This window comes from Photorhabdus laumondii subsp. laumondii, from assembly GCF_003343245.1.
GTDB lineage: Bacteria > Pseudomonadota > Gammaproteobacteria > Enterobacterales > Enterobacteriaceae > Photorhabdus > Photorhabdus laumondii.
The window spans coordinates 2,140,347-2,157,402 of record NZ_CP024901.1 but is presented as its reverse complement, the minus strand read 5'-3'; the positions used below and the strand labels follow the sequence as shown (position 1 = coordinate 2,157,402).

At 43.3% G+C, this 17,056-nt stretch carries 12 protein-coding genes and 1 CRISPR repeat array; of the genes, 8 read left to right on the top strand and 4 right to left on the bottom strand.

The features are described from left to right. Window positions 1-108: 108 nt before the first annotated feature. Window positions 109-468 (bottom strand): hypothetical protein, encoded by a 360-nt coding sequence (locus PluTT01m_RS09355; protein WP_011146085.1) that lies wholly within the window; start codon window positions 466-468, stop codon window positions 109-111. Window positions 469-676: 208 nt separating this feature from the next. Beyond that, window positions 677-1,510: a MurR/RpiR family transcriptional regulator gene (locus PluTT01m_RS09350; RefSeq protein WP_011146084.1), complete on the bottom strand. Its 834-nt coding sequence runs from the start codon at window positions 1,508-1,510 to the stop codon at window positions 677-679. A 303-nt stretch (window positions 1,511-1,813) separates the two neighbouring features. Between PluTT01m_RS09350 and PluTT01m_RS09345 the strand changes: the two genes are divergently transcribed. The 8 genes from PluTT01m_RS09345 to iolB all read left to right on the top strand — a co-directional run bounded on the left by PluTT01m_RS09345 (window position 1,814) and on the right by iolB (window position 13,890). After that, complete coding sequence (locus PluTT01m_RS09345) at window positions 1,814-3,325, top strand: CoA-acylating methylmalonate-semialdehyde dehydrogenase (RefSeq protein ID WP_011146083.1); 1,512 nt, start codon at window positions 1,814-1,816, stop codon at window positions 3,323-3,325. Window positions 3,326-3,341: 16 nt separating this feature from the next. Then, the gene (iolD, locus tag PluTT01m_RS09340) at window positions 3,342-5,276 is read left to right on the top strand and encodes a 3D-(3,5/4)-trihydroxycyclohexane-1,2-dione acylhydrolase (decyclizing) (protein WP_198408808.1); all 1,935 of its coding nucleotides are present in this window, start codon (window positions 3,342-3,344) and stop codon (window positions 5,274-5,276) included. A 365-nt stretch (window positions 5,277-5,641) separates the two neighbouring features. Next, window positions 5,642-6,628 (top strand): inositol 2-dehydrogenase, encoded by a 987-nt coding sequence (gene iolG, locus PluTT01m_RS09335; protein WP_011146081.1) that lies wholly within the window; start codon window positions 5,642-5,644, stop codon window positions 6,626-6,628. A 115-nt stretch (window positions 6,629-6,743) separates the two neighbouring features. Further along, complete coding sequence (locus PluTT01m_RS09330; protein WP_041380033.1) at window positions 6,744-8,447, top strand: solute:sodium symporter family transporter; 1,704 nt, start codon at window positions 6,744-6,746, stop codon at window positions 8,445-8,447. Between the two features lie 534 nt (window positions 8,448-8,981). Further along, window positions 8,982-10,115, top strand: coding sequence for a Gfo/Idh/MocA family protein (locus tag PluTT01m_RS09325; protein WP_011146079.1), 1,134 nt, complete (start codon window positions 8,982-8,984; stop codon window positions 10,113-10,115). A gap of 75 nt (window positions 10,116-10,190) precedes the next feature. Continuing rightward, the gene (locus PluTT01m_RS09320) at window positions 10,191-12,095 is read left to right on the top strand and encodes a bifunctional 5-dehydro-2-deoxygluconokinase/5-dehydro-2-deoxyphosphogluconate aldolase (protein ID WP_011146078.1); all 1,905 of its coding nucleotides are present in this window, start codon (window positions 10,191-10,193) and stop codon (window positions 12,093-12,095) included. Between the two features lie 29 nt (window positions 12,096-12,124). Continuing rightward, window positions 12,125-13,015 (top strand): myo-inosose-2 dehydratase, encoded by an 891-nt coding sequence (gene iolE, locus PluTT01m_RS09315; RefSeq protein WP_011146077.1) that lies wholly within the window; start codon window positions 12,125-12,127, stop codon window positions 13,013-13,015. A gap of 47 nt (window positions 13,016-13,062) precedes the next feature. Further along, window positions 13,063-13,890, top strand: coding sequence for a 5-deoxy-glucuronate isomerase (iolB, locus tag PluTT01m_RS09310; protein WP_011146076.1), 828 nt, complete (start codon window positions 13,063-13,065; stop codon window positions 13,888-13,890). A gap of 47 nt (window positions 13,891-13,937) precedes the next feature. Beyond that, window positions 13,938-15,345: a CRISPR direct-repeat array (repeat unit 28 nt; unit sequence TTTCTAAGCTGCCTGTACGGCAGTGAAC). A gap of 129 nt (window positions 15,346-15,474) precedes the next feature. On the opposite strand, the gene cas6f is transcribed toward iolB, so the two are convergent. Together cas6f and csy3 are read right to left on the bottom strand one after the other, a co-directional pair. Further along, the gene (gene cas6f, locus PluTT01m_RS09305) at window positions 15,475-16,029 is read right to left on the bottom strand and encodes a type I-F CRISPR-associated endoribonuclease Cas6/Csy4 (RefSeq protein ID WP_011146073.1); all 555 of its coding nucleotides are present in this window, start codon (window positions 16,027-16,029) and stop codon (window positions 15,475-15,477) included. Between the two features lie 9 nt (window positions 16,030-16,038). Further along, the gene (csy3, locus tag PluTT01m_RS09300) at window positions 16,039-17,052 is read right to left on the bottom strand and encodes a type I-F CRISPR-associated protein Csy3 (RefSeq protein ID WP_011146072.1); all 1,014 of its coding nucleotides are present in this window, start codon (window positions 17,050-17,052) and stop codon (window positions 16,039-16,041) included. Window positions 17,053-17,056: the final 4 nt, after the last annotated feature.

Below are 17,056 nucleotides of genomic sequence, written 5' to 3'. Positions count from 1 at the left end.
CATGCTAATGGAGGAAATTCTTTCGAAAGAGTGTCAATGATTATCGACAAACTGCCTATTTTTCCCGACCAGTCATTCACTTCACTGTCGAACTGCTTTAAGTCACGGTTATTCCCGATCAAAAAAGTTACTTCTGGTCATACCGTTATTCTCTTTAATACGCGCAGTACGCTCAAGATCCTGACGGATTTTCTCATTGACACGATCATTAAACTCTCGGCTCTTCCGATTAAGTTCATCTTCTTTCACCTGTCTTGCCAGTTCCCGCTTCTCCACCGCATTATTATCCGTAATGAGTTTATCCACATCCCAATGCTTAGGTTGAAGATTTTCCCGTTTCTTCAAATAGTCCGCAGATGGCTTATTATCAGCAGGAATATCACTTTTGTAGTCAAAATTTGAGGCAAATGCCTGGAAAGAAATTGCAGATAAAATGACAAAAATGTAACGCGATCCTTTACTCATCATATTGATCCCTTTTCAAAACCATAACTCAGAATAATTATTAAATAATTATCACCAATAAGAATCAACAACATTTATGTCTAACAAACCAGTTTCAATATCAGGTTTACACTCTATTTAAATTATGTGCTTTCTACTGACCTGATAAAGCATTAACCCGCCGGGATTCGCGGGTCAATAGTCATTAGAGGTTCATCGGGAATATACACAATTAAATCGTGTTTCCTTGCCGATAAGCCAGAGAAACAGCCAAAGATTGCACTAAACACAAAGTAGCAGACTGAGAACGGAATGCCTCCACCTGTGCTTCTTTAACCACAAAACAAACATCACTAAAGCTGGCAAGCGGGCTAATCTGGCTATCTGTAATCACAATCTGTTTTGCCCCGGCTTTTGCCGCCCGTTCACTGACCATCAGCGTCTCTTCTGCATAAGGGGTAAAACTGATTGAAACAACAACATCTTCTTCCCCAATTAAATTAATCTGTTCCCTGAACATTCCCCCCAAACCATCCACGAGTAAAGGACGACATTCCAGATGATTCAATGCATAAGAAAGATAAGCCGCCACACTAAAAGAACGACGCAGCCCAATAATGTAAATATTCTTAGCTTGAGCCAATAAGTCTACCGCGTTCCTTAAATCTTCAGGGGCTGTTCTGGCAGCTAACTGTTGCATAGCCTGCACATTTGAACGAGCAAATTCCTGCAAAATATGCTGAGGGTCTTCAGGCGGTTCCTGTTCGCCATCCAGTTCTCTAAATAATCTGGCCCGGTCTGCATAACTGGCGGTTTCTTCCACCATATGCATACGAAATAGCTGTTTCATTTCATTAAAACCACTGAAATCAAACGCATTAGCAAAACGAATTAATGTTGATGGAGGAACATCAGCTTCTCTGGCAATCACCGCAACAGTATCAAAAGCGACACTATTGGTATTATCCAGCACATATCGAGCTACTTGTTGCAGGCGTTTACTCAACCCACTATAACGTGAACGGACTTGTTCTTGAAATTCATTTAGATTCGATGCGACAGACATAAATCCCCCATAAAATTTATCGCCAGCAATTGTAATCGTTTTACCGTATAAGCTGAATCATATTTCATTTTTATAGTTAAAAATGAAATACATAATCCATTCATTGTAATGATTTATTATTACCACTATATTGATTAACATCTAATTAGTCACCTAATTATCGGTAATTCATAGAAACTTTACGCCGATCACATTAATTGCCTTTTGTTCCAAATCATATTGAAAATAAAACATATATTTCATATATCTATTATCAAAGTTTCCGATTCAGTACTAACATCAAATCCGCAAAAGAGGCTCAGAATGGAACAGGTACAGAATTATGTTAATGGGCAACTTATTCCCAGTTATAGCACCCGTTTTTCGCCGGTTTTCAATCCAGCAACAGGAAAACAGATACGTCAGGTAGCACTAAGCACAGCCCATGAAGTTGAACAGGCAATTGAAATCGCTCATCAAGCTTACAGAGAATGGTCTAAAATATCACCACTGAAACGTGCTCGTGTCATGTTCCAGTTCAAAACATTACTGGAAGCTAATATAGACAAACTGGCACGATTGATTTCAGAAGAACACGGAAAAATCTATTCAGATGCTATCGGTGAATTAACTCGTGGTCTGGAAGTCGTTGAGTTTGCCTGTGGCATCCCTCATCTACAAAAAGGTGAACATTCCGCGAATACCGGGACAGGAGTGGACAGCCATTCATTAATGCAGCCTTTAGGCGTTTGTGTTGGCATTACCCCTTTCAACTTCCCGGCAATGGTTCCTATGTGGATGTTTCCTATCGCATTAGCGACAGGGAATACTTTCGTATTGAAACCTTCAGAAAAAGATCCCTCTCTCGCGCTTGAATTAGCATCACTACTTAAACAATCCGGTTTACCCAATGGCGTATTTAATGTTATCAACGGCGATAAAGAAGCCGTCGATATACTACTAACAGATCCACACGTGCAAGCTGTCAGCTTTGTGGGTTCAACGCCTGTCGCTGAATATATCTACACTACCGCCTCAGCTCACGGGAAACGCTGTCAGGCGTTGGGAGGCGCAAAAAATCACTGTATTCTGATGCCAGATGCCGATCTCGATATGGCTAGCAGTGCTATTGCAGGTGCAGCATTTGGTGCAGCAGGTGAACGTTGCATGGCACTGTCTGTTGTATTAGCGATTGGGGATGAAACGGCAGATGCATTAATTGAAAAATTACGTCAACAGATCAACAAAATATCTGTCGGTCCCGGTATTGTCGCAACTACAGAAAACGATATGGGTCCCGTTATCTCCGCCCAACACCAAGCTAAAATCTGTGATTACATCGATAGTGGCGAAAAACAGGGGGCCAGCTTGTTAATTGATGGCCGTCAACTCAAGGTTCCCGGTTATGAAAATGGCTATTTTATTGGCCCGACGCTGTTCGATAATGTCACGCCGGAGATGAAAATCTATCAAGAAGAGATCTTCGGTCCTGTTCTGTCAATTGTCCGTGTACCCGATTATGCCACCGCGCTAACATTAATTAACTGCCATCAATATGGTAATGGTACCGCGATATTCACCCGCGACGGAGAAACAGCTCGCCAGTTTAGCGAAGATGTACAAGCGGGTATGGTAGGCATCAATATTCCCATTCCGGTACCAATGGCCTTCCACAGCTTCGGGGGCTGGAAACGCTCAATTTTTGGCCCACTTAACGTTCACGGTAATGATGGCGTTCGCTTCTACACCCGCATGAAAACTGTTACCAGCCGCTGGCCAGCAAGTATCAGGCTAGAACATCATTCCAGCAATTTTGTGATGCCAACAATGGAATAAAATGGAGTCCTGTAACATGAACAAATCAACAATGACAGCAGCTCAAGCATTGGTGAAATTCCTGAACCAGCAATATGTGGAAGCAGACGGAGAGCAATACCCATTCATCAGAGGAATCTTTACCATTTTTGGTCACGGTAATGTTGTTGGATTGGGGCAAGCACTGGAGCAAGATCCTGGTCACTTGACCGTTTACCAAGGATGCAATGAGCAAGGTATGGCCCATATCGCCACAGGTTTTGCTAAACAGAAAAAGCGCAAACAGATTTTTGCCGTAACCTCCTCTGTTGGCCCTGGCTCCGCCAATATGGTAACCGCTGCGGCAACTGCCACAGCTAATCGCATTCCTCTGCTGTTATTACCCGGTGATCTCTTCGCCTGCCGTCAACCTGATCCAGTCTTACAACAGGTTGAACAGTTCCACGACCATACTATCAGCACCAATGACTGTTTCCGCCCTGTTTCTCGTTATTGGGATCGTATCTCCAGACCAGAACAGCTAATGAGCGCTATGATTAATGCGATGCGAGTTCTGACCGATCCAGCCGATACTGGTGCCGTCACAATTTGCCTACCACAAGACGTTCAAGGCGAGATTTGGGATTTTCCTGACTATTTCTTCCAAAAACGAATTCACCGCATTGAACGCCGTCCTGCTTCTGTCGCCATGATTAACGATGCGGTGGCACTCATAAACCGCAAGAAAAAACCTTTACTTATCTGTGGTGGTGGAGTGCGCTATTCAGAAGCTCATAACGCTTTTCGTCAGTTCGCAGAACACTTCAATATTCCTTTTGCTGAAACACAAGCAGGTAAAAGCACCGTAATTGCCGACCATCCCCTTAATTGTGGTGGCTTAGGCACAACAGGCTGTCTTGCGGCCAACCTGATCGCCAAAGAGGCCGATTTGATTATTGGCGTTGGCACCCGGTTTACTGATTTCACCACTGCATCCAAATCGCTATTTCAGCACCCAGAAGTTGAATTTCTCACTATCAATGTAGCGGAATTCGACGCCTGCAAACTGGATGCAATACCCGTTGTATCAGACGCCCAAGCAGGGTTAAACGCTATTGCAGAACAACTTATTAAATTGAATTATCGCAGTGGTTATCAAGATGAGATTCATCAGGCACGGGAAACATGGAGAAAAGAGTTAAATCGTCTGTTCAACATTGAGTATCAGGCAGATTTCACACCAGAAATTCCCGGTCATCTCGATGATAAATTGGAAGAGTACAGCCAAACATTACAAACCCGCCTGACACAAACTAGCGTATTGGGATTATTAGACAAATATCTTGAGCCCGAAGCGATTATTGTTGGCGCATCAGGTTCCCTCCCTGGCGATTTACAGCGATTATGGCAACCCAAACAACCGGATACCTATCATCTTGAGTATGGCTATTCCTGTATGGGCTATGAAATAGCCGCTGCTATTGGCGCTAAACTAGCCTGCCCCAACCAACCGGTTTATGCCATAGTCGGTGATGGCGCTTATATGATGCTTCATTCAGAGCTGCAAACCGCAGTACAGGAAAATATCAAAATCACCGTGTTGCTATTTGATAACGCGGGATTTGGCTGCATCAATAATCTGCAAATGAGCCAAGGGATGGGCAGTTTCGGAACAGAAAATCGTTATCGTAACCCAGAAAGCGGCAACATGGATGGCAAACTGATTAAAGTCGACTTCGCCAAAAATGCAGAAAGCTACGGCTGCAAAAGTTACCGAGTCCACGATGAGCAACAACTGCTTTGTGCGTTACAGGAAGCCCAAAAACAGACGGTACCAGTACTCATAGATATCAAAGTGTTACCTAAAACAATGACGCATGATTATGAATCATGCTGGCGAGTAGGCACAGCACAAGTAGCAGAAAACCCAGCGATAGAATCTGCCGCAAAAAAAATAAAGGAGATGGTTGCAACCAAAGTGCGTCAGTACTAGATGTTAGTGGCCTGCTATCTTGCAGGCCATTTTCCCTTTCCTCACCGCTTTCAATACCATTTTTGAAATTTTTATTCTGGAAATAAGTGACTCTTTTCCTTTCATTAATCTCTATAACCAAGCGTAACCATATAGTGAGTCGAATGCATATTATAATTTGTTTTTAAAGGACAAATTCTCCACTCCATCCAGTATCAATCTTACTTTACGTGATCTAATTAACACAAATTCAATATTGTTATTAACAAAATGCTACGCCACACTCAAAAATATAATTTCCAAATATTGATAAATTGAAATAAATGTTTTATTTGATATATTTTAAAGTATCTCATAAGCAGATACTTAGGTATCAAGGAGCATCCATGTTCAACATTGCATTATTTGGCGCTGGACGAATTGGGCAAGTACACGCAGCAAATATCTCTCATCATAAAGAAACTTCTCTTTATTCGGTTGTCGATCCCCATCAGAAAAGTGCTGAACTTTTAGTACAGCAATACCAAACAAAAAGACAAACTATTGAACAGGCAATGTCTGACCCTCAAATAGATGGTGTTCTTATTGCCTCAGCAACAGATACTCATGCAGACCTGATCGAACTCGCAGCAAAACATCATAAAAAAATCTTCTGTGAAAAACCGGTTCATCTTGATATTGAACGTGTTCGTCAGTGCCTTGCAACGATTAAACAGTATCAGGTTCCCTTATTTGTTGGCTTTAACCGCCGTTATGATCCGCAATTCCGCCGAGTAAAAACCCTGTTTGACGCCGGCGCGATAGGAAAAGCCGAATCTCTGCTGATTATTTCCCGTGATCCCTCTCCTCCTTCTGCTGAATATGTCAAAGGTTCTGGTGGTATGTTCCGGGATATGACAATACATGACTTCGATATGGCACGTTTCATTATTGGTGAGGAACCCTGCTCGATCTACGCCCAAGGCAGTAATCTGGTTGATCCAGCAATTGGGCAAGCGGGTGATATTGACACCGCCTTTATCGTTATGAAATTCCCATCAGGGGCAATGGCAACCATTACCAATAGCCGTCGCTCCGGGTACGGCTATGACCAACGGATTGAATTGCATGGTGAAAAAGGGCTGCTTAGCGCCGGCAACATCAAAGAAAACAGCGTTGAACTCTGGGAAAACAGCGGTTGTTTAACAGCCAAGCCAGAGCATTTCTTCCTGCAACGTTACCGGGAAGCCTACATTGCTGAATGGGACCATTTTGTCGATGTCATGGCGGGTCGTGCCACACCAGAATGTAATGGCACTGATGGCGAACAGGCACTTTATCTGGCTGATAAAGCTCTCGAATCCTTACATTCAGGTAAAGAAATCAGATTATAAAACAGCCCTACATTTCTAACTGACTCACATTTATTTTCACCCTAAAAACGGGAAAGGCCGCTTTCCCGTCAGCATATTGCTGCCTGAAAATAGTCAATCAGGCTTGGAGGATAGTATGTTAGCTTTTCTCTCATTTATTGGTTTTACCTTATTAGTGGCTGGCTTCGCTTATTACAAAACCCATAATGCTCGTCTGACAGAATCCACTGAAGGCTATTTTCTTGGCGGACGATCTCTCACAGGTGTTTATATTGGTAGCTCTATGTTATTGATGAACCTGTCCACAGAGCATTTAATCGGTTTAAATGGATTAGCATTCCGAACTGGCTTTATCGTTATGGCTTGGGAAGTGATAGCCGCGGTGACAATCGTTCTATTCGCTATCTATTTCCTGCCTAAATATCTGAAACTCGGTATTTCAACCATCCCGGAATATCTTGAACGCCGATTTGATAAAAATACGCTGCTTATTACCTCAATTCTTTTCCTGGCTATGTATATCATTTCACTACTCCCCATTGTGCTGTATACCGGCGCGATTGCATTGGAAAGTCTATTTCAGGTTTCCAATGTATTCAGGATTGATAAAACTACGGCATTATGGATTATGGTTTGGGGCGTTGGTGGATTAGGTGCGGTCTATGCCATCTTTGGCGGTATTAAAGCCATTGCCGCCGCGGATACCATTAACGGCATTGGCTTAATCGTTGGTGGGTTAATGGTAACCATTTTTGCTCTGCTCTATGTCGGCAATGGCAATGCCTGGCAAGGATTAGTTGAAGTTTATCAATCTAATCCTGATAAATTTAACTCCATCGGTAGTGAAGATTCTCTGGTTCCTTTCTCTACATTATTTACCGGCTTAATTGTTTCCAATATGTTTTTTTGGTGTACCAATCAATCCATTGTTCAGAAGGCTCTTGGTGCAAAAAATCTCGCCGAAGGACAAAAAGGCGTCATGTTGTGTGCTTTACTTAAACTCATCATGCCGTCTATTATTATTTTGCCAGGCATTATTGCTTTCCATATTTTCAAAGGACAAATAGATAATCCAGATAACGCTTATCCAGAATTAGTCCATTTAATTCTACCGGAAATATTGGTTGGTTTCTTCGCCGCGGTGGTGGTCGGTGCGGTATTTTCCACATTCAGCGGCGGACTTAATTCATCTGTAACACTGTTTATCGTCAATATTTACAAACCGCGAATCAACCAAAATGCCACCGAAACTCAAACAGTCGCTATGAGTAAATATCTAGGGATCGGGCTAGCGTTAATCACTATGATCGTCGCACCATTAGTCGCTAATGCACCGGATGGTCTGTTCTATCTCATTCAACAATTACAAGGAATTTTTAACGCGCCAATTCTCAGCGTGGTATTAGTTGGTCTGATGACCAAACGAGTGCCGCCTATTGCCGCTAAACTTGGCCTATTATTCGGGATGTCTGCCTATATTATCTGTAATTTTATTTTAAAAATTGACCTGCACTTTTTTCATCTGGTTGGCATTTTATTTGTTCTCAATGTTATTTTCATGTTGGCTATTGGCTACTTTTTTCCAGCTAAACCATTTGCAGATGTTTATACCGAACAGGTAAATATTACACCTTGGTCTATGGTGAAACCCGTTGCATGGTTAATTACACTATGTTCAATCTCTATATACGTATTTCTTGCACATAACGTTCCCAAAGTAATCATGATTATTTATTACCTTTCTGCTGCATTAATACTATCTTATGCGCTATACCAGATAGGTAAAACGCTATTCAGCAAGCTTGCAATAAATAGTACACCAAAAAGAACAGGTAGATAAAATAAATAACTGACTTTATTACTCCAATATTATTATCAGAATAACTCACTGCCAGGATTTCCCTGCATCCCATATTTGAAAGAGGAAATCCTGGAGATTTGCTAACCAACACACACTCCATATATACCAAGCCATAAATGAAACAAAAATTCTAATATTCTATTTTTTCTGTTCTTACCTCTGAATGGTACCTAACTCATTATAAAATTAACCTTATATAACGAGATGTTACCTAAAAACCCTTATCAGATCACAACTTGGAACTAATGTTTTCATTTAAGTTGAAAATGAAACAAATATTTCCTATAACAGGTATACGACAATAACCAAGGCTAACTGGCAAACACTAAAGAATTGACTGCAACAATATACCCTATGGATTTCAAGATGCATCGCGACGGCAAGGGAGCGAATCCCCGGGAGCACAGATAACGATGTGACCGGGGTGAGTGAGTGCAGCCAACAAAGAGGCAACTTGAAGGATAACGGGTATAAACGACCTATCCGCTTCCTTCTATTCGGAGAAACAACTATATGGAAGAGATTCGTATCGGCCTAATCGGTACTGGTTACATCGGACGGACGCATGCCATTGCTTACGCACAAGCGCCGACTGTTTTCCCTCTGGCAGGCAAACTAGTTTGTGAAATGGTAGCGGAAGTTTCTGCTGAACTCGCCGCAAAACGGTCTGAGCAATTAGGTTTCCGGCGTTTTACTGATAATTGGCGCAAATTAGTATCAGATCCCGATATTCATGTTGTTGATATCTGCTCACCAAATTTCCTTCATAAAGAGATGGCTCTCGAAGCGATCAAACATGGCAAGCATGTTTATTGTGAAAAACCACTGGCACTAAACTCACATGATGCAAAATTAATGGTCGAAGCCGCCAAAAAAGCCAGAGTGAAAACATTAGTCGGTTTTAACTATATGAAAAACCCTACCGCACAACTGGCTAAAGAGATCATTTCGAATGGTGAAATAGGTGAGGTTATTCACTTCTACGGCACTCATAACGAAGATTATATGGCCGATCCATTCACTCCTATCCACTGGCACTGTTTCAAAGATAAAGCTGGATTAGGTGCATTAGGCGATCTTGCTGCTCATATCATCAATATGGCGCAGTACCTGGTTGGGGATATCCAAACTGTTTGCGCAGACATGACCACTGTTATCAAACAACGCCCGGAAAAAACCGGCTCTAGCATTATGGTTGCGGTAGAAAACGAAGATCAAGCACATGCTATGGTACGTTTCAACAGCGGAGCAAGGGGTATTATTGAAACCTCCCGTATTGCTTGCGGTCGCAAAATGGGTTTGAGCTACACCATTACAGGAACAAAAGGTGCTTTGAGCTTTACACAAGAAAGAATGGCCGAACTAAAACTTTACCGTCACGATGAACCAGCAAACCGCCAAGGCTTTAAAACTATTCTTATTGGACCAGAACATCCTGACTATGCGCCATTCTGTCTCGGTGCAGGTCACGGCATCGGCTTCAATGATCAAAAAACAGTGGAAATCAGAGACTTGATCAATGGCATCGCCAGCAATAAAGCGATATGGCCAGATTTCACCGAAGGTTGGAAAGTCTCACGTATTCTGGATGCCATTGCTCATTCTTATCAAGAGCAACGTTGGGTGAATGTCACTGAAATTAATTAATTATTTTTATCAATCTTCCACTGTCGGAGCTCATCATAGCAACGCTTGATGTTGTACTTAATAAGGAATTGTTCAATGGAGCAGCAAAAAAAATTTGATGTCATCTGCATGGGACGAATCGCCGTTGACCTTTACGGCCAACAAATCGGAGCACGTCTGGAAGACATGGGAAGTTTTGCAAAATATCTTGGGGGTTCTTCCGGTAATGTCGCCTATGGTACCGCTCGTCAGGGGCTTAAATCCTCCATGCTAGCCAGAGTCGGTGATGAGCATATGGGACGTTTCCTTAGGGAAGAGTTGCAAAGTGTTGGCTGTGATACCAGCCATCTAACCACGGATAAAGAACGCCTTACGGCACTGGTGCTGCTAGGAATCAAAGATAAAACCACTTTTCCCCTGATCTTCTATCGTGATAACTGCGCCGATATGGCAATTACCGGTGATGATTTCAGTGAAGAATACATTGCATCCGCTCGTTGTCTGGCTATCACCGGAACACATCTTTCTCATCCTAACACTCGCGATGCGGTGCTGACGGCCCTCAACTACGCCCGCCGTAACCGTGTGAAAACGGTCATGGATATTGATTATCGCCCGGTACTTTGGGGGTTAACTTCTTTGGGAGATGGTGAAACACGTTATATCACATCGGAACAGGTAACAGCTCAGCTACAGGAAGTATTATCGCTATTTGACCTCATTGTTGGCACAGAAGAAGAGTTCCATATTGCTGGTGGTTCCACAGATACTATCGAAGCACTACGCAACATTCGTAAACTCACATCTGCTGCATTGGTTTGCAAACGGGGATCACTGGGATGCTCTATTTTTACCGCTGAAATCCCTAATGATCTGAATGACAGCATCACTATACAGGGCGTTTCTGTCGATGTGCTTAACGTTCTCGGCGCCGGGGATGCTTTTATGTCCGGCCTGCTACGCGGCTATCTAAATAACGAAGGTTGGGAAAAAGCCTGTACTTACGCTAATGCCTGTGGCGCATTAGTTGTTTCTCGTCATGGCTGCGCACCGGCAATGCCAGATAAAACAGAGCTTGATAACTATCTATCACGCGCCAATCAAATACTACGCCCTGATTTGGATGAAACACTTAATCACCTTCACCGTATCAGCGCCCGTAAAAATCAATGGGACGAACTGTGCGTCATGGCATTTGATCATCGTATTCAATTTATCGAATTAGCCCGACAAGCAAATGCCAGTATCAAACGTATTTCATCATTAAAACAACTTCTATTACGCGCCAGCCGGGAAGTTGCCACAGAAGCAGGGTTACAAGGAAAAATAGGCCTGTTATGTGACAGCACGTTTGGTCAGGATGTTTTAAACGAAATTACCGGTCAAGGTTGGTGGATAGGCCGCCCAATTGAGCTACCCGGCTCTCGCCCACTTTGTCTGGAACATGGCAACATAGGTTCCCAACTTATTGACTGGCCACTGGAACACATCGTCAAATGCCTGGTGTTTTTCCATCCAGAAGATGCTCACCCACTCCGCCTGGAGCAAGAGAAAAAAATTCGGGAAATTTATGCCGCATGCTGTAAATCTGGTCACGAACTTTTACTGGAAGTGATTCTACCTGCGGAAATGAAACACTCAGATGAATTCTATATTCGCGCACTTAGACGATTTTATAACCTTGGCGTTAAACCGGATTGGTGGAAACTCCCACCTCTCAGTTCTGAAAGTTGGGACAACATTAACTATCTCATCGAGCAGCGAGACCCCTATTGCCGTGGCGTCGTTATTCTTGGCCTTGATGCTCCACAAGAAGAGCTGGAAATGGGCTTTAATGCCGCAGCCGGCAAGTCTATCGTCAAAGGTTTTGCTGTCGGAAGAACCCTATTTGGTCAACCATCCCTAAAATGGCTAAAAAATGAGATTGATGATAACCGTTTGATCCAGAAAATAAAAACCAACTATCACAACCTGATTAGCCTGTGGCGTCAGCGCGGATAGCATTATTTTATTCAACTAGGAGCACCATCATGGCTGTTCAACTTGGTATCAACCCTCTGACCTGGACTAATGATGATTTACCCACTCTCGGCGCAGATACACCTCTGGAAACCTGCTTAACCGAGGGCCGCCAGGCAGGTTTTACCGGTTTTGAATTGGGCAACAAATTCCCTCGTCAGGCTAACGTATTGGGTCCCATACTTGCCGCCCACAATCTCGTACTGGTATCTGGCTGGTACTCTGGCGAATTACTCACCCGTTCAGTAGCAGAAGAGATTAAAGCGGTACAATCTCACCTGACCCTGCTACGCGAATTGGGAGCTAATGTCATGGTATTTGCGGAAGTGACAAACTGCATTCACGGCGATCAAAATAAACCAGTCCATCTTCGTCCTCAATTTCCAGCTAACCGCTGGCAAGAATACGGTGAAAAATTGACTGAATTTGCCCGTTACACCCAAGAACAAGGTGTTCAGATTGCTTATCACCACCATATGGGAACGGTTATTGAAACTGAGAAAGATGTTGATCATCTGATGGAAAATACCGGAGATGAAGTTGGATTGTTGCTGGATACCGGTCATTTAACCTTTGCCGGCGCTGATCCATTGGCTGTTGCAGAACGCTGGGCAAAACGCATTAATCATGTTCACTGTAAAGACATCCGTCCTGACGTACTCAACGATATAAAAAACCGTAAAACCAGTTTCCTTGATGCTGTGCTGAATGGTGTATTCACAGTACCGGGAGATGGTTGTGTGGATTATCCGGCAATTTTTCAAGTGTTGAAAAAACAAAATTATAAAGGCTGGCTGGTAGTTGAAGCAGAACAAGATCCTGCTGTTGCTCACCCACTGACCTACGCCACGATGGGTTATAACAATTTACGCAAATTTGCCAGAGATACCGGATTGTTTTAATTAATCACAATCTGATTCATGCAAAAATAGTACTGAGGGTAGATAATATGTCCAAATTATTATCAAAATATCATGCACCGGATCAAAACAAACGAACTCAACATATCACGCCGGAATCAGCAAACTGGAAGTATGTCCACTTCGATGTTTATGAGTTGGCTTCGGGTGAAAAAATCACCTTGCCCGCATCAGAAAATGAAACCTGTCTGGTTTTAGTGGCAGGCAAAGCCACAGTGACTACGCCACATCAACGGTTTGAGCATATTGGCGATCGCATGCAGCCATTTGAACGCAAAAAACCTTATGCTGTTTACATCACTGCGGGGGAATCTGTTGAAATTATTGCCGATACCGCTCTTGAACTCGCGGTATGCCAAGCACCGGGTAAAGGAAGCTACCCGACTCGACTGATTACGCCACAGGATATTGATGCAGAACAACGTGGCAATGGCTACAACCGACGCTATGTTCACAACATTCTACCGGATAACAAACCTGCTGATAGCTTGTTGGTGGTTGAAGTCTTTACCGACGAAGGCTGTACCAGTTCCTACCCTAGCCATAAACACGATACCGACAATGCGCCACAGGAAACCTATTTGGAAGAAACCTATTACCATCGCCTGAACCCTTCTCAAGGATTCTGCATGCAACGGGTCTATACCGATGACCGTTCACTGGATGAATCAATGGCTATTTACAACAAGGATGTGGTCATGGTCCCCAAAGGCTACCACCCAGTAGCAACCCTTGCCGGTTACGACAACTATTATCTCAACGTAATGGCCGGACCAACCCGCAAGTGGCTATTTACCTGGGAAAAAGACCATCAATGGGTTAATAGTGGAGAATATGCACAAAAGCATAACAATTGATGCATATCGAGAAGAAAATAGGTTGCTTTTTTAGCGCACTCAATCGAGTGCGCTGCTGCCTGTACGGCAGTGAACGGGCACGCAACATTAGTGACAGCTTGCGTAATTTTCTAAGCTGCCTGTGCGGCAGTGAACCAGAATCAACAATGTTACGTTGTTCGCTAATTTTTCTAAGCTGCCTGTACGGCAGTGAACTGGACGTTAAAGAGTCGGCAGAACACATAGGTTTTCTAAGCTGCCTGTACGGCAGTGAACTTATCTGTGTCCGGCTCTTGCGTACTCCTGATTTTCTAAGCTGCCTGTACGGCAGTGAACAGTTGCAATAGATTACTACATGAAACACGACATTTCTAAGCTGCCTGTACGGCAGTGAACAGCTTACCGCTGCTATCTCGCCAGCTATCAACTTTCTAAGCTGCCTGTACGGCAGTGAACTGCATAGGTGTATGATTTATTTAAAAATAGGATTTCTAAGCTGCCTGTACGGCAGTGAACAGAGCTTCCGAGTTGGGGTTATCTGCGCTAATTTTCTAAGCTGCCTGTACGGCAGTGAACCTGTTGTCAGTAAATTGGTACAAATGACGTGATTTCTAAGCTGCCTGTACGGCAGTGAACTCAGCCGGGATACCCACCAGCACATCGAGACCTTTCTAAGCTGCCTGTACGGCAGTGAACTGGACACTACCCGAGTTGGCATCTGCTCAACATTTCTAAGCTGCCTGTACGGCAGTGAACTCTTGATTAATGGCGGGTTAGTCCCGCTTATGTTTCTAAGCTGCCTGTACGGCAGTGAACAAAGTGGATAGGTTTTACTAACAATCCGGTATTTTCTAAGCTGCCTGTACGGCAGTGAACAATTGCAGCTTGAGTCGCGTTCAAATCGACGATTTCTAAGCTGCCTGTACGGCAGTGAACTCATGTCCATCGTCATTGGTCATTACGTAAATTTTCTAAGCTGCCTGTACGGCAGTGAACGAACAGTAACAATAAATAATGTTTTAAATGTTTTTCTAAGCTGCCTGTACGGCAGTGAACAAACAACTAGCGCTCTAAAAGATTTCGGTAAATTTCTAAGCTGCCTGTACGGCAGTGAACATGATTGAAAATGGTGATGAAGTCGCATTCCATTTCTAAGCTGCCTGTACGGCAGTGAACGTGGGTTCTATTATCGGACTGTCTCATCAGCCTTTCTAAGCTGCCTGTACGGCAGTGAACCGGGAGGAGGAACCGGCTTCACTCTTTGGACATTTCTAAGCTGCCTGTACGGCAGTGAACGAAGAAACTCACAAGGATGAAGCTCTTCGATTTTTCTAAGCTGCCTGTACGGCAGTGAACACGTATTTGCAGACTGAATTGTTCCGCACATCTTTCTAAGCTGCCTGTACGGCAGTGAACGCATATAAAACCAAAGGGAAATCGTGCCCTTGTTTCTAAGCTGCCTGTACGGCAGTGAACTGTTAGATACTACCTTTAATTTACTGATTATTAAAGAACATAATGATAAAAAGCAGAAAAACCCTTTTTATTAGCAGCGGCTAATCCCTTAAATAAATCAATAAGTTATAATTAGCCGCTAAAAAAGGGTCAAAACCAAGGGATGGTAGCTGATGAACTTAATCCATACGAGCTAAAAATTCCTGACGTCGGTTTGTCTTGTATTGGCCCTTGTTTGACAAACAACAGAAAACTTTGACCTGATGACAAACTTTTGAGAAACAAGAACGGTAAATGAGTACGTTGTTCTTTGCTGATAGGAATACGCTGCCGAGCTTGTTCCCCCGTTAACCATCCCTTTTTAATAGCACGACGACGAAGTCGTTCCGCACTGCTTTTAACCTGCACTCGGCTGACACAGCGGTACTTAGTTTCTTGGGGAATTGGCTGGATATCAATCACCTCAGTATAATCCCTGAGCCCTTTTAACCACGGTAATGCTTGTAAGTCATTCAGCGCTTCGCTTGAACCGTGAATTCTCAGCGTATCCCCCAGTGTTTTTCTCGCACACGGAAAACTGACACCAACCTGCCCATTACTTAACTGCCCCAAAGCCCGATGCAGTTTAGCAAATAACGCTTCGAACAGGCTTTGCTGACTGAATTCAAGATCAGGAAGAACGCGAATTTCAAGGTAATAATCCATCTGATCCCCTTATTCACCTTTTTCACCAAAAACACCGCCACGAATTAACGTCGCTATAACATAGTGTTGCTGCTCTACTTCTTCTGGCGCTTTTCCTTTAACGACCCAGTTATCTAACAAAGTATAAAAATCCATTTTTGCTTTAGGTTGACGATATGCCTTACCACGACTAGTTACAGAACCATAGGGCTCAACCGCTATTGGGCCAAGACCCAATTCCGTAGCGTCTGGATACCACGTATCAATAGTGCGGAGCGCATTACCCACTTTCTGCGAATGCAATGCAGCGATCTCATTGACCTGATACAACACTTTGCTTTTTTTACTGTTACTGTCGAGAACCAACTCCTGAGAAGGGAAAATTTCCTGCCCATGCCCCAAACGAACAAAAGCCTCAACATTGAATAATGTTGATCTATCGCCTGCCAATCCTTCCTCAATTTCGGCGGCAAGTTCCGCTAACTTACCTTCTACCTTACCAAATTCACGTAAGCTGAAATCTTCACAATCAAACTCCCACCATTTGCCACTCTTACCACTTACGCGAACTTTAATTTCTTCTGCTCCAACCCGGTTACGCCACAAAAACCGTCCATTAGCCAAGTTTTCTGCATAACGTGCTGCAAGCGTTTTGAAACCATGTTCAGCAATATAACCGTTGATCACGTTTGCCAGTTCAGCTTGATAATCCTGATCATTACATACTGATGGTGTTGAAAGATTACCTAAGACCCGTAATGTAAAACTGACTTTTAGAGTATCAGCATCAAAAGGCAATGCGGCAACATCGACACGTTGCAGGTTTGCTTTTTGAATCTCTGCATCCAACTTAGCTGGATCGCTAGTTAAAGCGTTTTTCAAGCGGTTGGAAATCGTCCCCCGGACAGCTTTTTCCTGAATAGCAATAGGTTTCCATTCACCGTCGATTTGTTTCCAGTTTCCAGCAAACATTAAAGCATCAGAATTAGAAAGTTTACGCTCAAATGCCAGTACAGAAGCCGTTTTAATAGTTGATTTAGACATGTAG

Excerpts from the sequence above, each read along its gene's own strand:
- csy3 (WP_011146072.1), bottom strand. The coding sequence starts at position 17,052 with ATGTCTAAATCAACTATTAAAACGGCTTCTGTACTGGCATTTGAGCGT.
- PluTT01m_RS09350 (WP_011146084.1), bottom strand. The coding sequence starts at position 1,510 with ATGTCTGTCGCATCGAATCTAAATGAATTTCAAGAACAAGTCCGTTCA.
- PluTT01m_RS09355 (WP_011146085.1), bottom strand. The coding sequence starts at position 468 with ATGATGAGTAAAGGATCGCGTTACATTTTTGTCATTTTATCTGCAATT.
- PluTT01m_RS09330 (WP_041380033.1), top strand. The coding sequence starts at position 6,744 with ATGTTAGCTTTTCTCTCATTTATTGGTTTTACCTTATTAGTGGCTGGC.
- iolB (WP_011146076.1), top strand. The coding sequence starts at position 13,063 with ATGTCCAAATTATTATCAAAATATCATGCACCGGATCAAAACAAACGA.
- cas6f (WP_011146073.1), bottom strand. The coding sequence starts at position 16,029 with ATGGATTATTACCTTGAAATTCGCGTTCTTCCTGATCTTGAATTCAGT.
- PluTT01m_RS09345 (WP_011146083.1), top strand. The coding sequence starts at position 1,814 with ATGGAACAGGTACAGAATTATGTTAATGGGCAACTTATTCCCAGTTAT.
- iolD (WP_198408808.1), top strand. The coding sequence starts at position 3,342 with ATGAACAAATCAACAATGACAGCAGCTCAAGCATTGGTGAAATTCCTG.
- PluTT01m_RS09320 (WP_011146078.1), top strand. The coding sequence starts at position 10,191 with ATGGAGCAGCAAAAAAAATTTGATGTCATCTGCATGGGACGAATCGCC.
- iolE (WP_011146077.1), top strand. The coding sequence starts at position 12,125 with ATGGCTGTTCAACTTGGTATCAACCCTCTGACCTGGACTAATGATGAT.
- iolG (WP_011146081.1), top strand. The coding sequence starts at position 5,642 with ATGTTCAACATTGCATTATTTGGCGCTGGACGAATTGGGCAAGTACAC.
- PluTT01m_RS09325 (WP_011146079.1), top strand. The coding sequence starts at position 8,982 with ATGGAAGAGATTCGTATCGGCCTAATCGGTACTGGTTACATCGGACGG.